The sequence below is a fragment of the Streptomyces sp. Tue6028 genome (assembly GCF_002300165.1).
GTDB lineage: Bacteria > Actinomycetota > Actinomycetes > Streptomycetales > Streptomycetaceae > Streptomyces > Streptomyces siamensis.
This window is the reverse complement of the sequence record NZ_MLCE01000006.1, coordinates 119,185-142,786: the sequence shown is the minus strand read 5'-3', so window position 1 is coordinate 142,786 and position 23,602 is coordinate 119,185. Positions and strand designations below refer to the sequence as shown.

Below are 23,602 nucleotides of genomic sequence, written 5' to 3'. Positions count from 1 at the left end.
TGGAATAATCGCTGCATGAGTGAACGTCCGCGGCTGACCGTGCTCTCCGGCCCCTCCGGGGTCGGCAAGAGCACGGTCGTCGCCCATATGCGCAAGGAACACCCCGAGGTCTGGCTCTCCGTGTCGGCGACGACACGCAAGCCGCGCCCCGGTGAGAAGCACGGAGTCCACTACTTCTTCGTCTCCGACGAGGAGATGGACAAGCTCATCGCCAACGGTGAGCTGCTGGAGTGGGCCGAATTCGCCGGCAATCGCTACGGGACGCCGCGTGCGGCCGTCCTGGAGCACCTGGAGGCCGGCGTGCCGGTCCTCCTGGAGATCGACCTCCAGGGCGCACGTCAGGTTCGCGAGTCCATGCCGGAGGCTCTGCTCGTGTTCCTGGCTCCGCCCTCCTGGGAGGAGCTGGTGCGCAGGCTCACCGGGCGGGGCACGGAACCGCCCGAGGTGATCGAGCGCCGCCTGGAAGCCGCCAAGATCGAGCTGGCGGCCGAGCCGGAGTTCGATGTCACCCTGGTCAACACCTCCGTCGAGGACGTGGCGCGCGAGCTGCTAGCCTTGATGGACGTTGTGTGATCTTCACTGATCAATCCCACCTTTCGGAAGGCAGAGCGTGTCCTCTTCCATCACCGCGCCCGAGGGCATCATCAACCCTCCGATCGACGAGCTCCTTGAGGCCACCGACTCGAAGTACAGCCTCGTGATCTACGCGGCCAAGCGTGCCCGCCAGATCAACGCGTACTACTCGCAGCTCGGCGAGGGCCTCCTCGAGTACGTCGGTCCGCTCGTCGACACCCACGTCCACGAGAAGCCGCTCTCGATCTCCCTGCGCGAGATCAACGCGGGTCTGCTGACCTCCGAGGCCATCGAGGGCCCGGCGTAGTCGGCAATCTCACACCGTAAGCAAGATCTGCAGATTGCAGAAGTCTTTTCCACAGGCCCGGCAGCGCGACTGTCGGGCCTGTGGTGTGTCATGGGGTTGTACGTAGTCGAGTGTGGGGAGGCCCGGTGGACAAGCCGAAGGTCGTTCTGGGGGTCAGCGGCGGCATCGCCGCCTACAAGGCGTGTGAGCTGCTGCGACAGCTGACGGAGTCCGGTCATGACGTACGTGTCGTGCCCACCGCGTCCGCGCTGCACTTCGTCGGCGCCGCCACCTGGTCCGCCCTCTCCGGCCACCCCGTGTCCACCGAGGTCTGGTCGGACGTCCACGAGGTCCCGCACGTCCGCATCGGACAGCAGGCCGATCTCGTCGTGGTGGCCCCCGCGACGGCCGACACGCTCGCCAAGGCGGCCCACGGCCTGGCCGACGACCTCCTGACCAACACCCTGCTCACCGCCCGCTGCCCGGTCGTCTTCGCGCCCGCCATGCACACGGAGATGTGGGAACACCCCGCCACCCAGGAGAACGTGGCGACGCTCCGCCGCCGCGGCGCCGTCGTCGTCGAACCCGCGGTCGGGCGGCTGACCGGCGTCGACACCGGCAAGGGGCGGCTGCCCGAGCCCGCGGAGATCTTCGAGGTCTGCCGTCGGGTGCTGGCCCGCGGCGTGACGGAGCCCGACCTCGCCGGACGGCATGTCGTCGTCAGCGCGGGCGGCACCCGCGAACCCCTCGACCCGGTCCGCTTCCTCGGCAACCGTTCCTCCGGCAAGCAGGGGTACGCCCTCGCCCGCACCGCCGCCGCGCGCGGAGCCCGGGTCACGCTGATCGCCGCGAACACCGGCATGCCGGACCCCGCGGGCGTGGACGTCGTCCAGGTCGGCACCGCCGTACAGCTGCGCGAGGCCGTGCTGAAGGCGGCCCCGGACGCCGACGTCGTCGTGATGGCGGCGGCGGTCGCCGACTTCCGCCCGGCGGCGTACGCGGCGGGGAAGATCAAGAAGAAGGACGGCCAGGAGCCCGAGCCCGTCGCCCTGGTCCGCAACCCCGACATCCTCGCGGAGATCTCCGCCACGCGGGCCCGCCCCGGCCAGGTCGTGGTCGGCTTCGCCGCCGAGACGGACGACGTCCTCGCGAACGGCCGGAAGAAGCTGGAGCGCAAGGGCTGCGACTTCCTCGTGGTGAACGAGGTGGGCGAGCGCAAGACCTTCGGCTCCGAGGAGAACGAGGCCGTCGTGCTCGGAGCCGACGGCAGCGAGACCCCGGTGGCCCACGGGCCCAAGGAAGCGCTGGCCGATACCGTGTGGGACCTCGTGACGCGCCGATTGGAGTAGCTTTCTCACCCGTCCCGGCAGATGCCTCCCGGCGCGCAAAAACAGGTGCGGTGGCCCTGGCGGAGGCGGATCGCCATGGCGCAGAATGCCCGTGCCGCAGGTCACAGCGCTTCCGACAAGCGAGACAGGGGGACCTGCCGGTGGGCACGACAGATAAACTGTTCTCGGACGACGCCGGGCGCAGCCCCCGTCCCGTCCACCAATGATCAGCCAGCAGCCGCTGCAACCACAGGGAGCGTTGTGTCCCGTCGCCTGTTCACCTCGGAGTCCGTGACCGAAGGTCACCCCGACAAGATCGCTGACCAGATCAGCGACACCATTCTCGATGCGCTCCTGCGCGAGGACCCCACGTCCCGCGTCGCCGTGGAGACGCTGATCACGACCGGCCTGGTGCACGTGGCCGGCGAGGTCACGACCAAGGCGTACGCGCCGATCGCGCAGCTGGTGCGCGACAAGATCCTCGAGATCGGCTACGACTCGTCCAAGAAGGGCTTCGACGGAGCCTCCTGCGGCGTCTCGGTGTCGATCGGCTCGCAGTCCCCGGACATCGCGCAGGGTGTCGACACGGCGTACGAGTCCCGGGTCGAGGGCGACGAGGACGAGCTGGACAAGCAGGGCGCCGGCGACCAGGGTCTGATGTTCGGTTACGCGACCGACGAGACGCCGAACCTGATGCCGCTTCCGATCCACCTGGCGCACCGGCTCTCGCGGCGCCTGTCCGAGGTCCGCAAGAACGGCACCATCCCCTACCTCCGCCCCGACGGCAAGACCCAGGTCACCATCGAGTACGACGGCGACAAGGCGGTCCGTCTGGACACGGTCGTCGTCTCCTCGCAGCACGCGAGCGACATCGACCTGGACTCGCTCCTGGCCCCCGACATCCGCGAGTTCGTGGTCGAGCCGGAGCTGAAGGCGCTGCTGGACGACGGCATCAAGCTGGAGACCGAGGGCTACCGCCTGCTGGTCAATCCGACCGGTCGCTTCGAGATCGGCGGCCCGATGGGTGACGCCGGCCTCACCGGCCGCAAGATCATCATCGACACGTACGGCGGCATGGCCCGCCACGGCGGCGGCGCCTTCTCCGGCAAGGACCCGTCCAAGGTCGACCGCTCCGCCGCCTACGCCATGCGCTGGGTCGCGAAGAACGTCGTCGCCGCGGGCCTCGCCTCCCGCTGCGAGGTCCAGGTCGCCTACGCGATCGGCAAGGCCGAGCCCGTCGGCCTCTTCGTCGAGACCTTCGGCACCGCCAAGGTCGAGGCCGAGAAGATCGAGACCGCCATCAGCGAGGTCTTCGACCTCCGCCCGGCGGCCATCATCCGCGACCTCGACCTGCTGCGCCCGATCTACTCGCAGACGGCCGCGTACGGCCACTTCGGCCGCGAGCTCCCCGACTTCACCTGGGAGCGCACGGACCGCGTGGACGCGCTGCGCCGGGCCGCGGGTCTGTAAGGTCCGACCGGTACTGTCACGAGGCCCGGCTGCCCTTCGGGGGAGCCGGGCCTCGGTGTTCGTGACGGGACCGGTGTCCGGCCGGCCCGGGTCGCGGGGCTCGGGCTCCGGGCCCGTGCCGGTGGGGGCCGGGACGGCCGTCCCGTGTCAGTGGGGTCTGGTAGGAATGCTGCTGTGAGCAGCGAGAACGGTCAGGGGGAAGGCGGCGCGGAGAGTGCGCCGCCCGAGCAGCTCGCGCTGATCCGGGAGGCCGTGCGCAAGGCCAAGGCACCGAAGGCCAAGCCGCGTACCTGGCGGGGGGCCGCGCTGGCCAAGGAGCTGCCGGTGGCGCGGGTGCTGGTCGACAAGGGCGTGCTGCATCTCGACCGGTACTTCGACTACGCGGTGCCCGAGGAGCTCGACGAGGCCGCGCAGCCGGGCGTCCGGGTCCGGGTCAGGTTCGGCGCCGGCGGCCGCAATGTCCGCGACGGGCGCCGTGAGGGCGGCGGACTCATCGACGGGTTCGTCGTCGAGCGGATCGCCGAGTCCGACTACAGCGGGCCGCTGGCCGCGCTCGCGCAGGTCGTGTCGCCCGAACCCGTCCTGGACCCCGAACTGCTGGGGCTCGCCCGGGCCGTCGCCGACCGCTACGCCGGCTCCCTCGCCGATGTGCTGCAACTCGCCGTCCCGCCCCGGCACGCGCGGGCCGAGGCCCGGGAGTCCACCCCCGCACCGCCTCCGCCCCCGGCGCCCGCCCCGGGCACCTGGCAGCGGTACGGCCGCGGGCCGGACTTCCTCGCCTCCCTCGCCTCCGGCGGTGCACCACGGGCCGTGTGGACCGCGCTCCCCGGGCCCCAGTGGGCCGAGGAGATCGCCCGGGCCGTGCAGGCGACGCTGGCCTCCGGGCGCGGGGCACTGGTCGTCGTACCGGCGGGCCGGCCCGCCGCCCGCGTCGACGCCGCCCTGACGGCACTGCTGGGGGAGGGGCAGCACGCCGTGCTGACGGCCGACGCCGGGCAGGAGCGCCGCTACCGCGAATGGCTCGCCGTACGGCGCGGGGCCGTGCGGGCCGTCGTCGGCACCCGCGCCGCCATGTTCGCGCCCGTGAGGAACCTGGGGCTCGTCGTCGTCTGGGACGACGGCGACGCCGGACACAGCGACGACAACGCCCCCTTCCCACACGTCCGGGAGGTGCTGGAGCTGCGGGCCTCGCGCGACCGGTGCGGCTTCCTGCTGGGCGGCTGGAGCTGCACGGTGGAGGCCGCGCAGCTCGTCGAGAGCGGATGGGCGCTGCCACTGGTCGCGGACCGCGACCAGGTCCGTGCGACGGCACCCCTCGTACGGACCGTCGGCGACGGTGACCTCGCGCGGGACGAGGCGGCCCGCGCGGCCCGGCTGCCCACGCTCGCCTGGCAGACCGTCAGGGAGGGCCTGCGGCACGGCCCCGTGCTGGTGCAGGTGCCGCGCCGCGGCTACGTACCCCGGATGGCCTGCGCGCAGTGTCGGGCCCCCGCGCGCTGCCGGCACTGCGCGGGGCCGCTCCAGGCGCAGGACGCGGGGGAGCTGCGGTGCGACTGGTGCGGGCGCGGCGAGCCCGCCTGGCACTGTCCCGAATGCGGAGGCTTCCGGCTGCGGGCACAGATCGTGGGGGCGCGGCGCACCGCCGAGGAGCTGGGACGGGCCTTCCCGGCCGTCCCGGTCCGTACGTCCGGGCGGGAGCAGGTGCTGGACACCGTCTCCGAGGCGCCCGCCCTGGTCGTGAGCACTCCGGGCGCCGAACCGGTGGCCGAGGGCGGGTACGCGGCCGCGCTGCTCCTGGACGGCTGGGCCATGCTCGGGCGGCCCGATCTGCGGGCCGGCGAGGACGCGTTGCGGCGCTGGCTGGCAGCGGCGGCGCTCGTCCGTCCACAGGGCGTCGGCGGGACCGTGGTGGTCGTCGCCGAGCCGACGTTGCGTCCGGTACAGGCACTGGTCCGCTGGGATCCCGTCGGGCACGCCGTGCGGGAACTTGCCGAGCGGGCCGAGCTGGGCTTCCCGCCGGTGTCGCGGATGGCCGCGGTGTCCGGTGCGCCGGAGGCGTTGGCGGAGTTCCTCACGGCCGCCCAACTGCCCCATGATGCCGAGGTGTTGGGGCCCGTCCCGGTGCCCGGTACGGAGGCGGGGCGGCCTCGGCGGGCCGGTGGGCCGCCGCCCGGGGAGCACTGGGAGCGGGTCCTCGTGCGGGTGCCGCCGGGGAGCGGAGCCGCGCTGGCGGCCGCGCTGAAGGCCGCGCAGGCGGCGCGGTTGGCGCGCGGCGGGAGCGAACCGATACGGATCCGCATCGATCCGCTCGACATCGGGTGAGTGCCGCTCGGCGCGATGCGTCGGCGGTCGCCGCGGCCGTCCGGGTCGGTGTGGGGTGGGTGCTCGTGTCGGCCGTTCGGGTCGGCGTGGAGCGGGCGCTCGCAACGAGCGTTCCCCGCGGCAGGAGGCGGGCTCGGTCCGTGTGGTCCGCCGGGGCCCTCGACCGGTGCTCGCCCGACGGTCTGCACGCCGTGTGCGCGTCCGGCCCGGGGCGACTGCGGGTGGGTGCCCGGCGGGCCTGTACCCCGAGCGCGCCCCCGGCGCGGGCCGACTTCAGGTGTGTGCCCGGCGGGCCTGCAGCCCGGTGAGCGTACAGCGAGCCCACTACAGGTGGGTGCCCGGCACGACTTGGCGCGGGCATGCGTCTGCCTCCCGGGTCGGCTGTGGACACCGGGAGGCGGTGACGGGCGGATCAGCCGTTGCGCGGGCCCGGGAACGCCGTGGGCCTGACCTCTTCGCGGAGGGTGGGACTTCCCGTCGGCTGGGTCGGCATGGAGCGGGCCGCGGGGACCGTCGGCACCGTGGGGATGCCGGTGTTGACGGCCACCGCCCGGGGGCCCGCCGTCTCCGTGGCGCGCTCCGCCTCCGCGGCGGCCTGGGCGGCGGCGCGGCGGGCGCCGTAACGGCGGTGCACGGCCTGCTTGGTGACCCCCAGGGCCGAGCCGACCGCGTCCCACGAGAAACCGAGTGAGCGGTCGAAGTCCACGGCGGCCGTGACCAGGGTCTCGACGCTGTCCCGCAGCTCCTGCGCGAGACGGACGGTCGGGGCGGGGGCGCGCCCGTAGACGACGAAGCCCGCGGAGGGGCCGGAGCGGCGCGGGCGGTAGACGTTGCCCAACTGGGCGGTGAGCGTGCGCAGTGCGTCCACCTGCCGGCGGACCCGCTCGATGTCGCGCACCAGCAAGTGCAGGCTGGCCCGAGCCTGGGCGTCGTGGGTTGCGTGGTCGGCCATGAACAAGCCTCTCGAACCGGCGTTGAAAAGGGATCGGGCCGCACATGCGGCCCTTGTGGTCAACTCTTTCTTGACCAACGCGTTTCCGGGTGAGTGGTCACGCTGCGGGCGCGTAAGGGCATATGCACGGGGCGCGTCTTGACGCGTACGCCCCCAGGAGGCGGACGGGGCGGCACGCCGTCCGGTCCGCCTCCCGGGGGCGTACGTGCCCCGCGCGGATACTCCCGAGCCGCGGGCCCCCGTGCCGCATAGACTGGTGAGTTGCCCCGCACGACCCGGTTCGCCGGCTGTCGCGCGAGCCGATACGAACTCCCGCCCGAGAGGCCAGCCGCCACCCATGAAGCTCGTCTTCGCAGGTACCCCCGAGGTCGCCGTTCCCGCCCTGGACGCCCTGATCGCCTCCGGGCGCCACGAGGTGGCCGCCGTCGTCACGCGGCCCGACGCCCCGGCCGGACGGGGCCGCCGGCTCGTCGCCAGCCCGGTCGCCCAGCGCGCGGAGGAGGCCGGGATCGAGGTGCTGAAGCCGGCCAAGCCGCGTGACGAGGACTTCCTGGCCCGGCTGCGGGAGATCGCTCCGGACTGCTGCCCCGTCGTCGCCTACGGCGCGCTGCTGCCCCGGGTCGCGCTGGACGTCCCGGCGCACGGGTGGGTCAATCTGCACTTCTCGCTGCTGCCCGCATGGCGCGGCGCGGCCCCCGTGCAGCACGCGATCATGGCGGGGGACGAGATCACCGGCGCCTCCACCTTCCTGATCGAGGAGGGCCTCGACTCGGGCCCGGTGTACGGCACCGTCACCGAGGAGATCCGGCGCACGGACACCAGCGGGGATCTGCTCACGCGGCTCGCCTTCGCCGGGGCGGGGCTGCTCTCCGCGACGATGGACGGCATCGAGGACGGCACCCTCAAGGCCGTGCCGCAGCCGGCCGACGGCGTCACCACGGCGCCGAAGATCACCGTCGAGCTCGCCCACGTCGACTGGTCCGCCCCGGCGCTCCGCGTCGACCGGCTGGTGCGGGGCTGCACGCCGGCGCCCGGCGCGTGGACCGTCTTCCGCGGCGAGCGGCTCAAGCTCATCCAGGTCGCCCCGCTCCCGGACCACACCGACCTCTCCCCGGGCGAGCTGGCCGTCGGCAAGAACAACGTGTACGCGGGGACCGGTTCGTACGCCGTGGAGCTGCTCTGGGTCCAGGCCCAGGGCAAGAAGCCGATGCGCGCCGCGGACTGGGCGCGCGGCGTGCGCATCCCCTCCGGGGAGCGGCTCGGCGTCTGACGACGACGTCCCCGCGGACCGGGTGCGCGCACGCGGGCGCACCCGGCCCGCGGGGTCGGCCGTGCCCGTACGGACGTAGGCTGGACGGGTCGAACCATCCAGGATCCGGAGCACCTTTTTCGTGAGTGAGCAGTCCCGTCGGCCGCGCAAGCCCGGCAAGCCCTACCGCCGTCCCCAGAAGGACCCGGTCCGCATGCTCGCCTTCGAAGCGCTGCGGGCCGTGGACGAGCGTGACGCGTACGCGAACCTCGTCCTGCCGCCGCTGCTGCGCAAGGCCCGCGAGAAGGGCGACTTCGACGGGCGGGACGCGGCGCTGGCCACCGAGCTGGTCTACGGAACGCTGCGCCGGCAGGGCACGTACGACGCCGTCATCGCGGCCTGCGTCGACCGGCCGCTGCGTGAGGTCGACCCGCCCGTGCTCGACGTGCTCAGCCTGGGCGTGCACCAGCTGCTCGGGACGCGGATCCCGACGCACGCCGCCGTCTCCTCCGCCGTCGAACTCGCCCGGGTCGTGCTCGGCGACGGGCGCGCCAAGTTCGTGAACGCCGTGCTGCGCAAGGTCGCGCAGCAGGATCTGGACGGCTGGCTGGAGCAGGTCGCACCGCCCTACGACGAGGACCCCGAGGACCATCTCGCCGTCGTGCACTCGCACCCGCGCTGGGTCGTCTCCGCACTGTGGGACTCGCTCGGCGGCGGCCGTGCCGGAATCGAGGACCTGCTCGAAGCGGACAACGAACGGCCCGAGGTGACGCTCGTCGCCCGCCCCGGCCGTCTCGGCGCCGACGAACTGCTCGACGCGCTCGGCGAGGAATCGGCGCTCCCGGGCCGCTGGTCGCCGTACGCGGTACGGCTCACCGAGGGCGGCGAGCCGGGCGCCATCGACGCCGTGCGGGAGGGGCGCGCGGGCGTCCAGGACGAGGGCAGCCAGCTGGTCGCGCTCGCCCTCGCGAACGCGCCGCTGGACGGGCCCGACCGGACCTGGCTGGACGGCTGCGCCGGCCCCGGTGGCAAGGCCGCCCTGCTGGCCGGGCTAGCCGCCGAACGCGGCGCGGTGCTGCTGGCCTCCGAGAAGCAGCCGCACCGCGCGGGTCTGGTGGCGAAGGCCCTCGCGGGAAACCCCGGGCCCTACCAGGTCATCGCCGCCGACGGCACCCGGCCGCCGTGGCGGCCCGGCACCTTCGACCGTGTGCTCATGGACGTCCCCTGCACGGGTCTGGGCGCGCTGCGCCGCCGTCCCGAGGCCCGCTGGCGGCGTCGCCCCGACGACCTCGACGGTTTCGCCCCCCTCCAGCGCGGGCTGCTGCGGACGGCGCTCGACTCGGTGCGGGTCGGCGGTGTCGTCGGGTACGCGACGTGTTCGCCGCACCTCGCGGAGACCCGCGCGGTCGTCGACGACGTGCTCAAGCACTACGACGCCGGCTCCGCCGAACTGCTCGACGCCCGCCCGTTCCTGCCGGGCGTACCGGCCCTGGGCGACGGCCCCGACGTTCAGCTGTGGCCGCATCTGCACGGCACGGACGCGATGTACCTCGCCCTGATCCGCCGGACCGGGTGAACGCCACCGGACGCTGACGCCGGTTCACGCGGGACGGTGGCGTCGGATCCCCTGCCCGGCCGCGACCCGGTTGCCGCCACGGCGCTCGGGCGGGTCGGCCGCGCCCCCCGGGACGCTGCCGCGCGGCCTACTCCTGCCGCGCCGCCGGTTCCGGGGCCGCGGAGGAGTCCGGCTCCGTACGCGCGGAACCCTCCTCGTGGGCGAGGCGGTTCGGCCACCACACCTTCTCTCCCACGTCCAGGAACAGGGACGTCACGAGGACCGAGCGCACGACGAAGGTGTCCAGCAGCACCCCCAGCGCCACGGCGAAGCCGATCTCCGCGAAGGCGACCATCGGCAGGGTGCCGAGGGCGGCGAACGTGCCGGCCAGGACGAGGCCGGCGGACGTGATGACGGCGCCGGTCGCGGCCAGGCCCGTCACCACACCCGTGCGGGTGCCGTCGCGGGCGGCCTCTTCGCGGATCCGGGTGGTCAGGAAGATGTTGTAGTCGATGCCCAGGGCCACCAGGAACACGAACACGAAGAGCGGGAAGTCGGTCTGCTCGCCCGCGTAGTCGAAGACGTGCCGGAAGAACAGCGCGCTCGCGCCGAGTGCCGCCGCGAAGGACAGCACGACGGTGCCGATCAGCAGCAGCGGGGCCACCAGAGCGCGCAGCAGGACCGCCAGGATCAGCAGCACGACCACCAGGACCGCCGGGATGACCAGCATGTTGTCGTGGGTGGTCGCCTCGTCCATGTCGAGGAGGGACGCGGTGCCGCCGCCGACCTCGGCGTGGGCGCCGGGCACCGCGTGCACCGCGTCGCGCACCCGCTCGACGGTCCGTTTCGCCGCGTCGCCGTCCGCCGGGTCGGTCATCGTCGCCTCGAACAGCACCTTGCCGTCGTACGAGGGTTTCGTGCCCTCGGGCACGGCGATGCTGTCCGGCACCACGCCCTTGGTGCCGGCCACCGCTGCGCGCACCCGGTCCGCACGTGCCTGGTCGGCGATGACGACCAGGGGGTCGCCGCTGCCGGCCGGGAAGTACCGCGCCGAGACCTCCTGGCCGGTGATCGAGTCCGGTTTGCCGGTGAACGCGTCCGCGTTGCCGATCCCACCGGCGCGGAGCTGGAGCAGACCGAGCGAGAGGACGGCGAGGGCGAGCGCGGTGGCGACCCACACCAGGCGCGGCCCGCGTGCGATGCGCCCGCCCATGCGGGCCCACACGCCGCTCGCGGTCGGGTCGGCCGAGCCGAGGTGCGGGATCACCGGCCAGAAGACCCAGCGGCCGAAGACGAGCAGCAGGGCCGGGAAGAGGGTCAGCATGGCGAGCAGGGCGATCGCCACACCGATCGCGGCCACCGGACCGAGGCCGCGCGTCGAGTTCATCTCGGCGGCCAGGAGCACGAGCATGCTGAGGACGACCGTGGCGCCGGAGGCGAGCACGGCGGGGCCCGCGCGGTGCAGGGCGAGCGCCATCGCCTCGTGGCGGTCCTCGTGGCGGCGCAGCTCCTCGCGGTAGCGGGCGACCAGCAGCAGTGCGTAGTCGGTGCCCGCGCCGAAGACGAGGACGGTGAGGATGCCCGCGCTCTGGCCGTTGACGGTCAGTCCCGCGTGTTTCGCGAGGAGGTAGATCAGCGCCTGGGCCGCGAAGAGCGCGGCGACCACACCGATCAGCGGTACGAAGATCAGGGTCGGGCTGCGGTAGGTGAGCAGCAGCATCACGATCACGACGGCCATCGCGGAGAACAGCAGCGTCGAGTCGATGCCCTCGAAGGCCTTGGAGAAGTCGGCGGAGGTGCCTCCCGGGCCCGTGATGTGCACGCTGAGCCCGGCGCCGCTGCGGCCGACCCGGTCGCGCAGCGAGTCGACCGCGGGCGCGATCTCCTCCCAGCCCTTCTCGTCCATCGTGATCGGGACGAAGATCTGGGCGGCCTCGGGGGCGGTCGGTGTGTCGTAGACGGGACCGCGGGTCTCGGCGCCGCGTACACCGTGGGCCGTGAGCGCCTTGATCTCCCGGACGTCCTCGGTGATCCGCTGCCGGTCCGCGTCGGTGAGCCCGCCGTCGCGCGCGTAGACGACGACCGCGGGGATCTGCTCGGGCCTGAACCGGTTGGACGCGTCCAGGACTTGGGTGGACTCGGCGGAGCCGGGCAGCCAGGAGGCCGCGTCGTTGTCCTGCGCGTCGGTGAGCTTCGAGGCGAGCGGCGCCGCGACCACGAGCACCACGAGCCACAGTCCGACGATCAGCCACTTGCTGCGGCGACCGCACACGAAGCCGATGAGTCCCTGGCGCACATGGCGCCCCTGTCCGTCCGTCATGGCCACCCCCGTAGCCCTTTCTGGATCCGGTCGGCGGCCAGCATGGCATGACGGAGGGCCCCGCAACATCCGCCTGAGGGTCCAGGTACGGACCGGGGAGAGCAACCGGTCCGGGGCATGGCAGGCTTGGGGCATGGCCGTGCAGATCAACCCCAGCATCCTGTCCGCCGACTTCGCCCGTCTTGCCGAGGAGGCAAAAGCGGTGGAAGGGGCGGACTGGCTCCATGTCGACGTCATGGACAACCATTTCGTCCCGAACCTCACGCTCGGTGTGCCGGTCGTAGAGTCCCTGGCCCGTGCGACGGACACGCCCCTGGACTGTCATCTGATGATCGAGGACGCAGATCGGTGGGCACCGCAGTACGTCGAAGCGGGGGCGGGTTCCGTCACCTTCCACGCCGAGGCCGCCGCGGCCCCGGTCCGGCTGGCCCGGGAGATCCGCGCCAAGGGCGCCCGCGCCTCGATGGCGCTGAAGCCCGCGACCCCCATCGAGCCGTACGAGGATCTGCTGCCCGAGCTGGACATGCTGCTGATCATGACGGTCGAGCCGGGCTTCGGCGGCCAGGCCTTCCTCGACATCATGCTCCCGAAGATCCGTCGCACCCGTGAGCTGATCAGCAAGCACGGCCTCGAACTGTGGCTCCAGGTGGACGGCGGCGTGTCGGCCTCCACGATCGAGCGGTGCGCGGAGGCGGGGGCCGATGTGTTCGTCGCGGGCTCGGCTGTGTACGGGGCGGCGGACCCGGCGCAGGCGGTACGTGCATTGCGCACCCAGGCCCGGGACGCCACGGCCCAGGCGGCATGGGCGTGCGACCACTGAGCCACGGGAACGTGAACGGCGCCCATCCGGGCTGATCAAGTACGCCGGATCTGCAAGGATGAACGGCGAATCCAGAATGTGAACAGCAGTGAGGAGATCGCCGTGTCGGGTATGTCGGCGGGCCGGTCAGCCATGCGGATGGGACCCGCTGAGCTGGTGCAGGCGGCGGCCATGGCCCGCCGCTTCTACCTCGAGGGCAAATCCAAGATCCAGATCGCGGAGGAGTTCGGCGTCAGCCGCTTCAAGGTGGCCCGGGTCCTGGAGACCGCTCTCGAACGAGATCTCGTGAGGATCGAGATCCGTGTGCCCGCAGAGCTGGACGCGGAGCGCTCCGACGCGCTGCGCGCCCGCTACGGGCTGCGGCACGCCGTCGTCGTCGAGTCCCCGGCCGATGCCGAGGAGTCGCCCGACCCCGAGAACCTCGGCGAGGTCGCCGCCGACCTGCTCGGCGAGCTGGTCAACGAGGGCGACGTGCTGGGTCTGGCCTGGGGCCGCTCCACCATCCACATGGCGGCCGCGCTCGACCGGCTCCCGCCGTGCACCGTGGTGCAGCTGACGGGCGTGTACGACGCCGGGACCGCCGAGCGCGGTTCGGTGGAGGCCGTGCGCCGCGCGGCCCAGGTCTCGGGCGGGGACGCGCACCCCATCTACGCGCCGATGCTGCTGCCCGACGCGGCCACCGCGGCCGCGCTGCGCCACCAGACGGGCATCGCCCGCGCCTTCGAGTACTTCGACAAGGTCACGGTCGCGTGCGTCTCCATCGGTTCCTGGGAGCCCGGCATCTCCACGGTGCACGACATGCTCAGTGACGAGGAGCGCGCGCACTACGCGTCCCTCGGCGTCGCCGCCGAGATGTCCGCGCACCTCTTCGACGCGGAGGGGCGCCGGGTCGGGCGCGATCTGGGCGAGCGCTGCATCACGGTCGAGGCCGACCGGCTGCGGCGCATCCCCGAGGTCGTCGCCATCGCGGGCGGGCAGCGCAAGGCCGCCGCGATCGACGCGGTGCTGCGTTCCGGGCTGGTCACCAGCCTGGTGACGGACACCTCCGCGGCGGACTATCTGATGACGGCCGGACCGACGCCGCGTCCCGCGCTCAACCGGGCGGACCCGGACGGTCCCTGACAGCGCGCCCGTCCGGGGCGGCCGTGGCAGCATCGGCGGCATGCTGCTGCGGTCCGTCCCCCGTGCGCTCTCCGGCCTCCTGCTGTGCCTCGCGGTTCTGCTGACGGGCTGCGCGTCGACGGACACGAACCCCTCGACGGGCACGACGTCGACGGACACGCCGACGGGTACGCGAGACTCCACCGGCACGCGGGCGTCCTCCGACACGCCTGCGCCGACGGGAGCGGGCACGCCGACGGCGACCCTGTCCTGGGCCGGCGGCATGTCCACCGTCGCCGAGTCCCGGCTCCCGGCCGAGGCACGCCGGACCCTCGTCCTCATCGACCGGGGCGGCCCTTTTCCGTACGCCAAGGACGGAACCGTCTTCGGCAACTTCGAACGGCTGCTTCCGCTGCACGAGCGCGGGTACTACCACGAGTACACGGTCCCGACCCCGGGCGAACGGGACCGGGGCGCCCGACGCCTGGTCACCGGGCTGCACGACGAGGTGTACTACACCGATGACCACTACGAGTCGTTCAGGGCGGTGCTGAGATGACCCGAAGCCCCCTCGCGGAGGTCTGCCACGCGGCCGGCTGGCAGGTCAGCGTGCTCGACCTGACGGGGATCACCGACAAGGCGGGCTTCATGGCGCGCTGCGTGCGCGCCCTCGACCTGCCGGAGTGGTTCGGGCGGAACTGGGACGCGCTCGCGGACGTCCTCGGCGACCCGGACTGGGGGCCCGCGAGTCCGGGCAGACTGCTCGTGGTGACCGGCTGGCGGCGGTACGCGAAGGCGCGGCCCGACGAGTGGGAGGTCGCGCAACAGGTGCTGGAGTCGGCCGCCGGGCACTACGAACGGTTCGACGCGGCACTCTCCGTCGTCCTCTCTCTCGGAGGATCCGACGAACTCCTCCCTGACCAGCCTGGATGATCTGTGCGGGCACCGCATACAGGGCGGCATGGGACAATGAAGTACGTGCTCTTCCCCCTGGCTGACCTGTCCGGGGGCCACCTCTGATCGACTGGGATGTGCAGCACGTGCGTTTCCTCAACGACATCCAGCCCCCTTACGACCTGACGTACGACGACGTCTTCATGGTGCCGAGCCGCTCCGCGGTCGGCTCGCGTCAGGGCGTGGACCTCACCTCCCCGGACGGCACGGGCACCACGATCCCGCTCGTCGTCGCCAACATGACGGCGATCGCGGGCCGCCGGATGGCCGAGACCGTCGCCCGCCGCGGCGGCCTCGTCGTCATCCCGCAGGACATCCCGATCGAGGTCGTCACCGAGGTCATCAGCTGGGTCAAGGGACGCCACCTGGTGCTCGACACCCCCATCGTCCTCGCGCCCCACCAGACCGTCGCCGACGCGCTGGCGCTGCTGCCCAAGCGCGCGCACAACGCGGGCGTCGTCGTGGACGAGGACGGCCGCCCGGTCGGCGTGGTCACCGACGCCGACCTCACCGGCGTGGACCGCTTCACGCAGCTGACCGAGGTCATGTCCCGGGACCTGCTGCTGCTCGACGCGGAGATCGAGCCGCGCGAGGCCTTCAACCGGCTCGACGCCGCCAACCGCCGCTACGCCCCCGCGGTGGACGGCGACGGCAGGCTCGCCGGCATCCTCACCCGCAAGGGCGCCCTGCGCGCCACGCTGTACACGCCGGCCACCGACGCGGGCGGCAGGCTGCGCATCGCCGCCGCCGTCGGCATCAACGGCGACGTCGCGGGCAAGGCCAAGCAGCTCCTCGACGCGGGCGTCGACACGCTCGTCATCGACACCGCGCACGGCCACCAGGAGTCGATGATCAGCGCGATCCGGACGGTGCGCGGGCTCGACCCGCAGGTGCCGATCGTCGCGGGCAACATCGTCGCCGCCGAGGGCGTGAAGGACCTCGTCGAGGCGGGCGCGGACATCATCAAGGTGGGTGTCGGGCCGGGCGCCATGTGCACCACCCGCATGATGACCGGCGTCGGCCGGCCGCAGTTCTCCGCCGTCCTGGAGTGCGCCGCGGAGGCGAAGAAGTACGGCAAGCACGTGTGGGCCGACGGCGGTGTCCGGCACCCGCGCGACGTCGCCATGGCGCTGGCCGCCGGCGCGTCGAACGTGATGGTCGGCTCCTGGTTCGCCGGGACGTTCGAGTCCCCGGGCGACCTCCAGCAGGACGCCGACGGCCGTCTCTACAAGGAGTCCTTCGGCATGGCGTCCGCCCGTGCCGTGCGGAACCGCACCAGCGACGAGTCGGCGTACGACCGGGCCCGCAAGGCGCTGTTCGAGGAGGGCATCTCGACCTCGCGCATGTTCCTCGACCCGGCCCGTCCAGGCGTCGAGGACCTGATCGACTCGGTCATCGCGGGTGTCCGTTCCTCCTGCACCTACGCCGGTGCCAACTCCCTGGACGAGTTCGCCGAGAAGGCCGTCGTCGGTATCCAGAGCGCGGCCGGCTACGCCGAGGGCAAGCCGCTGCACGCCAGCTGGAGCTGACGCGCGCACCCGCCGTACGGCCCCTTTCCCTGCTGCGGGGGGAGAGGGGCCGTACGCATGTCGTGCCCCGGACGGGCCGGCGGGTGCCGGGGGACCGGGCGGCGGTCGGTCGAGAGGAGGGCGGACCGGCGGGCGTCAGGTTCTCTTGACGTCAAGCTCGCTTGACGTGACGCTGGAGACATGACGACGCCACAGAGCTGCGAACCGCAGCACACCCTGCTGACCGCGGTGGCCCGCCTCGACGACCTGCGGGCGCGGGATTCGCTGGCCGGGGCGGGGAGCGACGCCGAGTCCCTCGACCGGGCCGAACTCCTCGAACTCCTCGCGCTGAGCGAGGTGGTCGCCCGCAAGGCGGCCCACGGCCGTCAGCTCACCGTCCGCGCCGCCCGCGCGAGCGGTGCCTCCTGGTCGCAGATCGGCGCGGCCCTGGGCACCAGCAAGCAGGCCGCCTGGGAGGCCCATACGCGCTGGATCGACGCGCAGGCGGCGGCCTACGGGCAGCCCGGGCTGATGGGCTTCGACGAGGACGACACGGCACGGGCGCGGGCGCTGGCCGGAGATCCGGACGAGAGCTGAGACCGTCGGCGGGACCGGCCGGGAGGACACCGGCCGGCACTGCCCGGGGGCCGCGATCGCCGGGGCGTACACGTGGTGCCCGGTCGGCTGTGCGCCGAGGAGACCGGCCGGGCGCACGGGTGGCCTGTCGGCTGCCCACGCGTGGTGGCCGGGCGAGTGCGCTGCTGCCGGTGTGTGCCTCGCCGTGGCCGCTCGGCCGCGCACGCGGCGGCTGCGTGGCTGCCGGCGTGTGGCGCGCGATGGCCGGGGCGGGTCCGGTGCCGTGTGGTGACGGGTCGTGAGATCGCGTTCGGGCGGCGGCAGTTCGAGGGTCGTGGAGTGCTGTCCGCGGGAGGGCGCGGAGCGGTCCGTGCCCGCCCTCGCGGGGCCGTCGCGAACCCCCGAGCGACGTGCGGAAAGGCGCCGCGCGCAACCATCGAAAGGGGTCGCGCAACGAACACGCGCCGGGATGCGATGAACGCAACGATCTTGCGGAGATGCGCAAGGTTGCTGCATTACGCCCGTGAAGGCCGGACTCGTAGGGTCATGCGCTGTACATAGGCGTGGCGGGGACCCCGCTCGGTGGGTTCCTGCTCGCAGGGGTGCCGCCGGTCCCCGCCGTTCCGACCGGCAGCGATCAAGGAGCCAGCGCGTGCTCGACCAAGGCGCACCCCCGCAGTCCCGCACCACATCCTCCCCACCGTCCCCCGGCGTCGGCGCGCGGCTCATGCGCCGCAAGCCGGTGGAACGACTGGTCGCCGAGGGCGGCCAGGGCGAGGGGGGAACGCTGCGGCGCTCCCTCGGGCTGTGGCAGCTCACCATGATCAGCATCGGCGCCACGCTCGGCACCGGCATCTTCGTCGTCCTCGGCGAGGCCGTCCCCAAGGCCGGGCCCGCGGTCACCCTGTCCTTCGTGATCGCCGGACTCACCGCGCTCTTCTCCGCCCTCTCCTACGCCGAGCTGGCGGGCACGATCCCGGTTGCCGGGTCCTCGTACTCCTACGCGTACGCAACCATGGGCGAACTGATCGCCTGGATCTGCGGCTGGTGTCTGGTCCTGGAGTACGGCGTCTCGGTCGCGGCCGTCGCGGTCGGCTGGGGCGAGTACCTGAACGAGCTCCTCGACGGCACCATCGGCGTCACCATCCCGGACGCGCTCTCCGCGCCGCCCGGCGACGGCGGCGTCTTCAACCTGCCGGCCCTCATCGTGGTGCTGCTCGCGATGGCCTTCCTGCTGGGCGGGGCGAAGGAGTCGGCGCGCGCCAACACGATCATGGTGGTCGTGAAGATCGCCGCGCTGGTGCTGTTCTGCGCCATCGGCGTCCAGGGCTTCCGCTCCGGCAACTACGAGCACTTCATGCCGCTGGGCATGGCGGGCGTCAGCGCCGCGGGTGCGACCCTCTTCTTCTCCTACATCGGCTTCGACGCCGCCTCCACGGCCGGTGAGGAGGCTAAGGACGCGCAGCGCGACCTGCCCCGCGCGATCATGCTGTCGCTGGTCATCGTGACGGCCCTGTACGTCCTCGTCGCGGCCGTCGCCGTCGGTGCCAAGCCCTGGCGGCGGTTCGGCGACTCGGAGGCCGCGCTCGCCGAGATCATGAAGGACGTCACCGGTCAGACCTTCTGGGGCACCCTGCTGGCCGCCTGCGCCGTCATCGCCATCGCGAGCGTCGTCCTGACCGTTCTGTACGGCCAGACCCGCATCCTGTTCGCCATGTCCCGCGACGGCCTGGTGCCGAAGGTCTTCTCCAAGGTCCACCCGAAGACCGGCGCGCCCCGCGCGAACACGGTGATCGTCTCGCTCTTCTGCGGCGTCCTCGCCGCCTGCATCCCGCTCGGCCAGTTGGCCGACGCCACCAGCATCGGCACGCTCTTCGCCTTCGCGCTGGTCAATATCGCCGTGGTGGTGCTGCGCCGGACCCGCCCGGACATGCGGCGCACCTTCCGGGTGCCGCTGTCGCCCGTGCTGCCCGCGATCGGCTTCGCGCTGTGCGTGTGGATGATGGGCAGCCTCTCGGCCGTCACCTGGGTGGTCTTCGGAGTCTGGATGGCCGTCGGGCTCGTGTTCTACTTCAGTTACGGCTATCGCCGCTCCCGTATCGCCACCGTAGAAAAGTGAACCACCCGCAGTGCTGAACGATCTCGACGAACGCATCGTGCACGCCCTCGCCGAGGACGCCCGCCGCTCCTACGCCGACATCGGGCAACTGGTCGGCCTCTCCGCGCCCGCCGTGAAGCGGCGCGTGGACCGGCTGCGCGCGACCGGCGCCATCACCGGATTCACCGTACGGGTGGACCCGGCGGCGCTCGGCTGGGAGACCGAGGGGTTCGTCGAGATCTACTGCCGGCGCAACACCTCGCCGGAGACGATCCAGCGGGGGCTGGAGCGCTATCAGGAGGTCGTGGCCGCCTCCACCGTCACCGGGGAGGCGGACGCGGTCGTGCAGGTCTTCGCCTCCGACATGCGGCACTTCGAGCGGGTCCTCGAACGGATCGCCGGGGAGTCGTTCGTGGAGCGGACGAAGTCGGTGCTGGTGCTGTCGCCCCTCTTGCGGAGGTTCTCCTCGGGGTCGCCCACCTAGGCGGCGCCCCCTCAAGTGCCCTGTGCACCCGGTGGGGTGGGGGTTCGGGCTGTGCGCGGGTGCGGGGTTGTCCGTGGCCGGGCGCGTCGTTGCTCGCGCCCCTGACGGGGGTGCCGCGGGGTTGGCCCCGGTGCGGGGTCGTTCGTGGCCGGGCGCGTCGTTCCTCGCGCCCCCTTCGGGGCTAGTCCGCCGTCTTCCTCGCCAGGGCGTTGTTTCCCGTCGAGTTGTGCACGCTGAAGCTCACGGCGTCCGAGCGGTAGCGGTCGTCGGACCACTCCACCGGGCGCCCTTCGCGTGTCGTGGTGACCCGGCGGACCCGCAGCAGCGGGCTGGTGCGGCGCACGCCGAGCAGTTCGGAGTCCTGGGCGCCCGCCGCGACCGCGTCGATGACGTGCTCGCCGTAGGCGAAGACCACGCCGGTGTCCTCGAAGAGCCGCTGGGTGACCGACGGGCAGTCCGCTTCGATGACCTCGACGGCGGGGGAGACCCAGTCCGCGTACACCGTCCGCTCCAGCAGCACCGGCTCGCCGTCCAGGCCGCGGACCCGCAGCACATGCAACACCCTTGTCCCCTCGCGGAGTTGAAGGCGTATGGCGTCCTCCGTCGTCGCCGGGTGGTACTCCTGCGCCACCACGTGCCCGGTCGCCTCGCGCCCCATCGCGCGCGCCCACTCGGCGAAGCTGCGCAGCTCGGCGAAGCTCTGGCTGCGCCGGCTGGCCAGGACCACGCGCCGGGCGCCCTGCCGTGAGCCGATGAGTCCCTCGGCGGTCAGCGCCGCCACCGCCTGGCGGACCGTGCCGCGCGACACGCCGTACTGGGCCGCGAGGTCCGTCTCCGCGGGCAGCAGACTGCCCACCGTGTACTGCTCGCGGTCGATCGCCCGCCGCAGTTCGTCGGCGATCTCCTCGTGTCGCGCCGCCATGCTTCCCCTCGGATCCGACTGCTGTGCACAGCGTGATCAGCCTAGTCCAGATCGGGACGTGTTCGGGCATGCCCGGGATTGTGCAGGGAATCGGGGGTCACGGTTTCGCCAAAGTTTACGGACAGGACACCACCGGCGGGCCTACTGAGGCCAACTTGTTCAGACAAGTTCTCCGCTCCACCACACCCTCGTGCGTACTCCTGGAGAGACCGTGACCGTGTTCCTGCCGAGGACCGCCCTCCTCACCGGCGGCCTCGCCGTCGCCGCCGCACTCGCCCTGAGCGCCTGCGGCGCCGCCCCCGACGACAAGGCGACCACCGCCGACGGCAAGAGCGCGGCCACCGCGACCTCCGCCGCGGACCTCGGCGGCCTCGACGCCCTCGTCCGGGCCGCCAAGAAGGAGGGCACGCTGCACGCGATAGCGCTGCCCCGTGACTGGGCGAACTACGGCGCCCTCATCGACGGCTTCAAGAAGAAGTACGGCATCCGGGTCGAGGTCGAGAACCCGGACGGCTCCAGCCAGGACGAGATCAACGCCGTCACGTCCCGCAAGGGCCAGGACCGCGCCCCCGACGTCCTCGACCTCGGCAGCTCCTTCGCACTGAGCGCCGCCCAGCAGGGGCTGCTCGCCCCCTACAAGGTGGCCGGGTTCGGTGACATCCCCGAGGGCCAGAAGGACGCGGAGGGCCGCTGGTACAACGACTACGGCGGCTACATCTCGATCGGCTGCGACGCCAAGAAGGTCAAGGAGTGCCCGACGACCTTCAAGGACCTCCTCAAGCCGCAGTACAAGGGCAAGGTCGCGCTCAACGGCAACCCCACCAAGTCCGGTTCGGCCTTCGGCGGCGTCTACGCGGCCTCGCTCGCGAACGGCGGCTCCTTCGACGACATCCAGCCCGGCCTGGACTTCTTCGCCGAGCTGAAGAAGAACGGCAACTACACGCCCGTCGAGTCGACCCCGGCCACCGTCGAGAAGGGCGAGACGCCGATCAGCATCGACTGGGACTACCTCAACGCCGGCTACGCCGACGAGTTCAAGTCCAAGGGCGTCGACTGGAAGGTCGCCGTCCCGGCGGACGGCCAGTTCTCCCAGTACTACTCGCAGGCCGTCAACAAGGGCGCCCCGCACCCCGCGGCCGCGCGCCTGTGGCAGGAGTACCTGTACAGCGCCGAGGGCCAGAACCTCTGGCTCAAGGGGTACGCCCGCCCGGCCCTGATGACTGCCATGGACAAGGCCGGCACGCTCGACAAGACCGCGGCCGACAAGCTCCCCGCCGTCTCCGGCACGCCGAGCTTCCCCAGCGAGGCCCAGCAGAGCAAGGCCAAGACGGTCCTCGCCCAGGGCTGGGGCAAGGCCGTCTCCGGATGACCGCCGTCCTCACCGAGACCGACACGGCGCCCGCCGCTGCAGGCAAGCAGCAGCGGCGGCGCCGCGCCTCCGGCCGGCTCGCCGTCGTCCCGCTGCTCGTCTTCGTCGCGATCGCGTTCGGCATCCCGGCCCTGGCCATGCTGAACGGCGCGTTCACCGTCAAGGACCAGGCCACCGGCGCCACGTCGTACACCGCGGCCAACCTGACCGCCTCGCTCCAGGGTGCCTATCTGACCGCGCTGGTCGGCAGCGTCAAGCTGTCGGCCGTCTCCGCGGCCATCGCCACCGTCCTCGGACTGCCGCTCGCCCAGGCGGTGGTGACCTCCCGCTCGCGTGCCCTGCGCGAGGCCGTGCTCACCGCGTCCGGCGTCCTCGCCAACTTCGGCGGTGTCCCGCTGGCCTTCGCCTTCGTCGCCACCCTCGGCAACTCCGGCGTGCTCACCCGGCACCTGGGCCTGACCGGCAAGGGCTGGAACCTGTACAGCTTCTGGGGCCTGGTCGTCGTCTACCTGTACTTCCTCGTCCCGCTGATGGTGCTCACCATCACGCCCGCCCTCGACGGACTGCGCTCCCAGTGGCGCGAGGCCGCGCAGAACAACGGCGCGAGCGCCTTCCAGTACTGGCGGCACGTGGCCCTGCCCGTCCTCGCGCCCTCGCTCCTCGGCGGCCTGGTGCTGCTGTTCGGCAGTGCCTTCGCCGCGTACGCGACCGCCGCGGCCATGGTGGGCAGCGCGGTCCCGCTGGTCACCCTCCAGATCGCCGACGCCATCTCCGGCAACGTCCTGGTCGGCCAGGAGAACGTGGCGCTCGCCCTCAGCCTCGACATGGTCCTCGTCGCCGGACTGGTCATGGCCGTGTACCTGCCCCTGCAACGACGGAGCGCGCGATGGCTCGCCTGAACCTGTGGCGCTGGGCCGTCCTGGCCCTCGCCGGGCTGTACTTCCTGGTGCCCCTGGCGGCGTCCGTGATCTTCACGGTGGACGTGCCCGGCCGGGGTGTCACCCTCGACGCGTACAGCGAGATCGTCTCCACCGACGGTTTCGCCTCCAGCCTGCTGCTCTCGCTGGAACTGGCCGCCGCCACCATCGCCGTCGTCCTGCTGCTGATGGTGCCCGCCATGGTCGCCCTGCGGCTCGGCGCGCCCCGGCTGCGGCCGGTCGTGGAGGTGGTCTGCTCGCTGCCGCTGGTCGTCCCGCCGATCGCGTTCGTCGCCGGGATCTCCACCGTGCTCAAGTGGGGTCCCGAACACCTCTCCCGCACGCCGCTGTTCCAGACGTTCGTGGCCCTCCAGAACCCCGACTTCCCGTTCGTGCTGGTCCTCGCGTACGTCGTGATGGCGCTGCCGTTCGTGCACCGTGCCCTGGACGCGGGGCTGCGTGCCGTCGACGTACGCACCCTCGTCGAGGCCGCCCGCAGCTGCGGCGCCGGCTGGCCGCAGGCGTTGGTCCGGGTCGTCCTGCCCAATCTGCGCGGGGCCCTGCTGAACGCCTCCTTCCTCACACTGGCCCTCGTCCTCGGCGAGTTCACGGTGGCCCAGCTGCTCGGCTTCCAGCCGTTCGCCGTGTGGATCTACAGCGTCGGTGGTTCGCAGGCCCAGCTGTCCGTCGCCGTCTCCGTGCTCAGCCTCCTCGTCACCTGGGCACTGCTCCTCACGCTCGCCGTCCTCGGCGGGCGCTCCCGTACCGCAACCGCTTCGGCAGACCGGGGATGAACCA

At 72.4% G+C, this 23,602-nt stretch carries 21 protein-coding genes; 18 read left to right on the top strand and 3 right to left on the bottom strand.

All coding sequences use genetic code 11. The features are described from left to right. Window positions 1–15 precede the first annotated feature (15 nt). The 5 genes from gmk (at window position 16) to BKI49_RS05275 (ending at window position 5,979) form a co-directional block, all read left to right on the top strand. Complete coding sequence (gmk, locus tag BKI49_RS05295) at window positions 16–573, top strand: guanylate kinase (RefSeq protein WP_028803683.1); 558 nt, start codon at window positions 16–18, stop codon at window positions 571–573. 37 nt (window positions 574–610) lie between these two features. After that, on the top strand, window positions 611–880 hold the full coding sequence (gene rpoZ / locus BKI49_RS05290; protein WP_028803682.1) for a DNA-directed RNA polymerase subunit omega: 270 nt from the start codon (window positions 611–613) through the stop codon (window positions 878–880). A gap of 125 nt (window positions 881–1,005) precedes the next feature. Further along, the gene (gene coaBC / locus BKI49_RS05285; RefSeq protein ID WP_095933022.1) at window positions 1,006–2,208 is read left to right on the top strand and encodes a bifunctional phosphopantothenoylcysteine decarboxylase/phosphopantothenate--cysteine ligase CoaBC; all 1,203 of its coding nucleotides are present in this window, start codon (window positions 1,006–1,008) and stop codon (window positions 2,206–2,208) included. Between the two features lie 240 nt (window positions 2,209–2,448). Continuing rightward, window positions 2,449–3,657: a methionine adenosyltransferase gene (metK, locus tag BKI49_RS05280; protein ID WP_095933021.1), complete on the top strand. Its 1,209-nt coding sequence runs from the start codon at window positions 2,449–2,451 to the stop codon at window positions 3,655–3,657. Window positions 3,658–3,831: 174 nt separating this feature from the next. Continuing rightward, window positions 3,832–5,979, top strand: a complete 2,148-nt coding sequence (locus tag BKI49_RS05275; protein WP_095933020.1) for a primosomal protein N' — start codon at window positions 3,832–3,834, stop codon at window positions 5,977–5,979. Window positions 5,980–6,391: 412 nt separating this feature from the next. Here the strand turns inward: BKI49_RS05275 and BKI49_RS05270 are convergent, their stop codons facing one another. Further along, on the bottom strand, window positions 6,392–6,931 hold the full coding sequence (locus tag BKI49_RS05270; protein WP_095933019.1) for a hypothetical protein: 540 nt from the start codon (window positions 6,929–6,931) through the stop codon (window positions 6,392–6,394). A gap of 337 nt (window positions 6,932–7,268) precedes the next feature. Here BKI49_RS05270 and fmt point away from each other — a divergent pair, with 337 nt between their 5' ends. Both fmt and BKI49_RS05260 read left to right on the top strand, forming a co-directional pair. After that, a complete protein-coding gene (fmt, locus tag BKI49_RS05265; RefSeq protein WP_095933018.1) occupies window positions 7,269–8,201 on the top strand; it encodes a methionyl-tRNA formyltransferase in 933 nt (310 codons plus the stop codon). A gap of 121 nt (window positions 8,202–8,322) precedes the next feature. Further along, a complete protein-coding gene (locus BKI49_RS05260) occupies window positions 8,323–9,756 on the top strand; it encodes an RsmB/NOP family class I SAM-dependent RNA methyltransferase (RefSeq protein WP_028803676.1) in 1,434 nt (477 codons plus the stop codon). A gap of 127 nt (window positions 9,757–9,883) precedes the next feature. On the opposite strand, the gene BKI49_RS05255 is transcribed toward BKI49_RS05260, so the two are convergent. Continuing rightward, window positions 9,884–12,055 carry an MMPL family transporter gene (locus tag BKI49_RS05255; RefSeq protein WP_095933017.1) on the bottom strand — a complete coding sequence of 724 codons (2,172 nt, stop codon included), beginning with the start codon at window positions 12,053–12,055 and terminating at the stop codon, window positions 9,884–9,886. Between the two features lie 133 nt (window positions 12,056–12,188). Between BKI49_RS05255 and rpe the strand changes: the two genes are divergently transcribed. The 8 genes from rpe (at window position 12,189) to BKI49_RS05215 (ending at window position 19,596) form a co-directional block, all read left to right on the top strand. Next, a complete protein-coding gene (rpe, locus tag BKI49_RS05250; protein WP_095933016.1) occupies window positions 12,189–12,875 on the top strand; it encodes a ribulose-phosphate 3-epimerase in 687 nt (228 codons plus the stop codon). 78 nt (window positions 12,876–12,953) lie between these two features. After that, entirely contained in the window at window positions 12,954–13,997 is a 1,044-nt protein-coding gene (locus tag BKI49_RS05245; protein WP_095933015.1) for a sugar-binding transcriptional regulator, read from the top strand. Window positions 13,998–14,037: 40 nt separating this feature from the next. After that, window positions 14,038–14,535: a guanyl-specific ribonuclease gene (locus BKI49_RS35190; protein WP_179332338.1), complete on the top strand. Its 498-nt coding sequence runs from the start codon at window positions 14,038–14,040 to the stop codon at window positions 14,533–14,535. Continuing rightward, window positions 14,532–14,909, top strand: a complete 378-nt coding sequence (locus tag BKI49_RS05235) for a barstar family protein (RefSeq protein WP_095933014.1) — start codon at window positions 14,532–14,534, stop codon at window positions 14,907–14,909. The genes BKI49_RS35190 and BKI49_RS05235 overlap by 4 nt, the downstream gene beginning before the upstream one ends. Before the next feature lie 107 nt (window positions 14,910–15,016). Continuing rightward, window positions 15,017–16,459: a GuaB1 family IMP dehydrogenase-related protein gene (locus BKI49_RS05230; RefSeq protein ID WP_179332348.1), complete on the top strand. Its 1,443-nt coding sequence runs from the start codon at window positions 15,017–15,019 to the stop codon at window positions 16,457–16,459. A 180-nt stretch (window positions 16,460–16,639) separates the two neighbouring features. Continuing rightward, complete coding sequence (locus BKI49_RS05225; protein ID WP_095933012.1) at window positions 16,640–17,035, top strand: hypothetical protein; 396 nt, start codon at window positions 16,640–16,642, stop codon at window positions 17,033–17,035. Window positions 17,036–17,666: 631 nt separating this feature from the next. Beyond that, entirely contained in the window at window positions 17,667–19,133 is a 1,467-nt protein-coding gene (locus BKI49_RS05220; protein ID WP_095933011.1) for an amino acid permease, read from the top strand. A 10-nt stretch (window positions 19,134–19,143) separates the two neighbouring features. Further along, window positions 19,144–19,596 carry an Lrp/AsnC family transcriptional regulator gene (locus BKI49_RS05215; RefSeq protein ID WP_037621108.1) on the top strand — a complete coding sequence of 151 codons (453 nt, stop codon included), beginning with the start codon at window positions 19,144–19,146 and terminating at the stop codon, window positions 19,594–19,596. A gap of 181 nt (window positions 19,597–19,777) precedes the next feature. On the opposite strand, the gene BKI49_RS05210 is transcribed toward BKI49_RS05215, so the two are convergent. Beyond that, window positions 19,778–20,518: a GntR family transcriptional regulator gene (locus tag BKI49_RS05210; protein WP_095933010.1), complete on the bottom strand. Its 741-nt coding sequence runs from the start codon at window positions 20,516–20,518 to the stop codon at window positions 19,778–19,780. A gap of 211 nt (window positions 20,519–20,729) precedes the next feature. On the opposite strand from BKI49_RS05210, the gene BKI49_RS05205 reads away from it, so the two are divergent. From BKI49_RS05205 to BKI49_RS05195, 3 genes are read left to right on the top strand one after another with little or no spacing between them, the layout of a single operon-like run. Continuing rightward, on the top strand, window positions 20,730–21,887 hold the full coding sequence (locus BKI49_RS05205) for an ABC transporter substrate-binding protein (protein WP_095933009.1): 1,158 nt from the start codon (window positions 20,730–20,732) through the stop codon (window positions 21,885–21,887). Further along, complete coding sequence (locus tag BKI49_RS05200) at window positions 21,884–22,786, top strand: ABC transporter permease (RefSeq protein WP_095933008.1); 903 nt, start codon at window positions 21,884–21,886, stop codon at window positions 22,784–22,786. The genes BKI49_RS05205 and BKI49_RS05200 overlap by 4 nt, the downstream gene beginning before the upstream one ends. Next, the gene (locus BKI49_RS05195) at window positions 22,774–23,598 is read left to right on the top strand and encodes an ABC transporter permease (protein ID WP_095933007.1); all 825 of its coding nucleotides are present in this window, start codon (window positions 22,774–22,776) and stop codon (window positions 23,596–23,598) included. The genes BKI49_RS05200 and BKI49_RS05195 overlap by 13 nt, the downstream gene beginning before the upstream one ends. Window positions 23,599–23,602 lie beyond the last annotated feature (4 nt).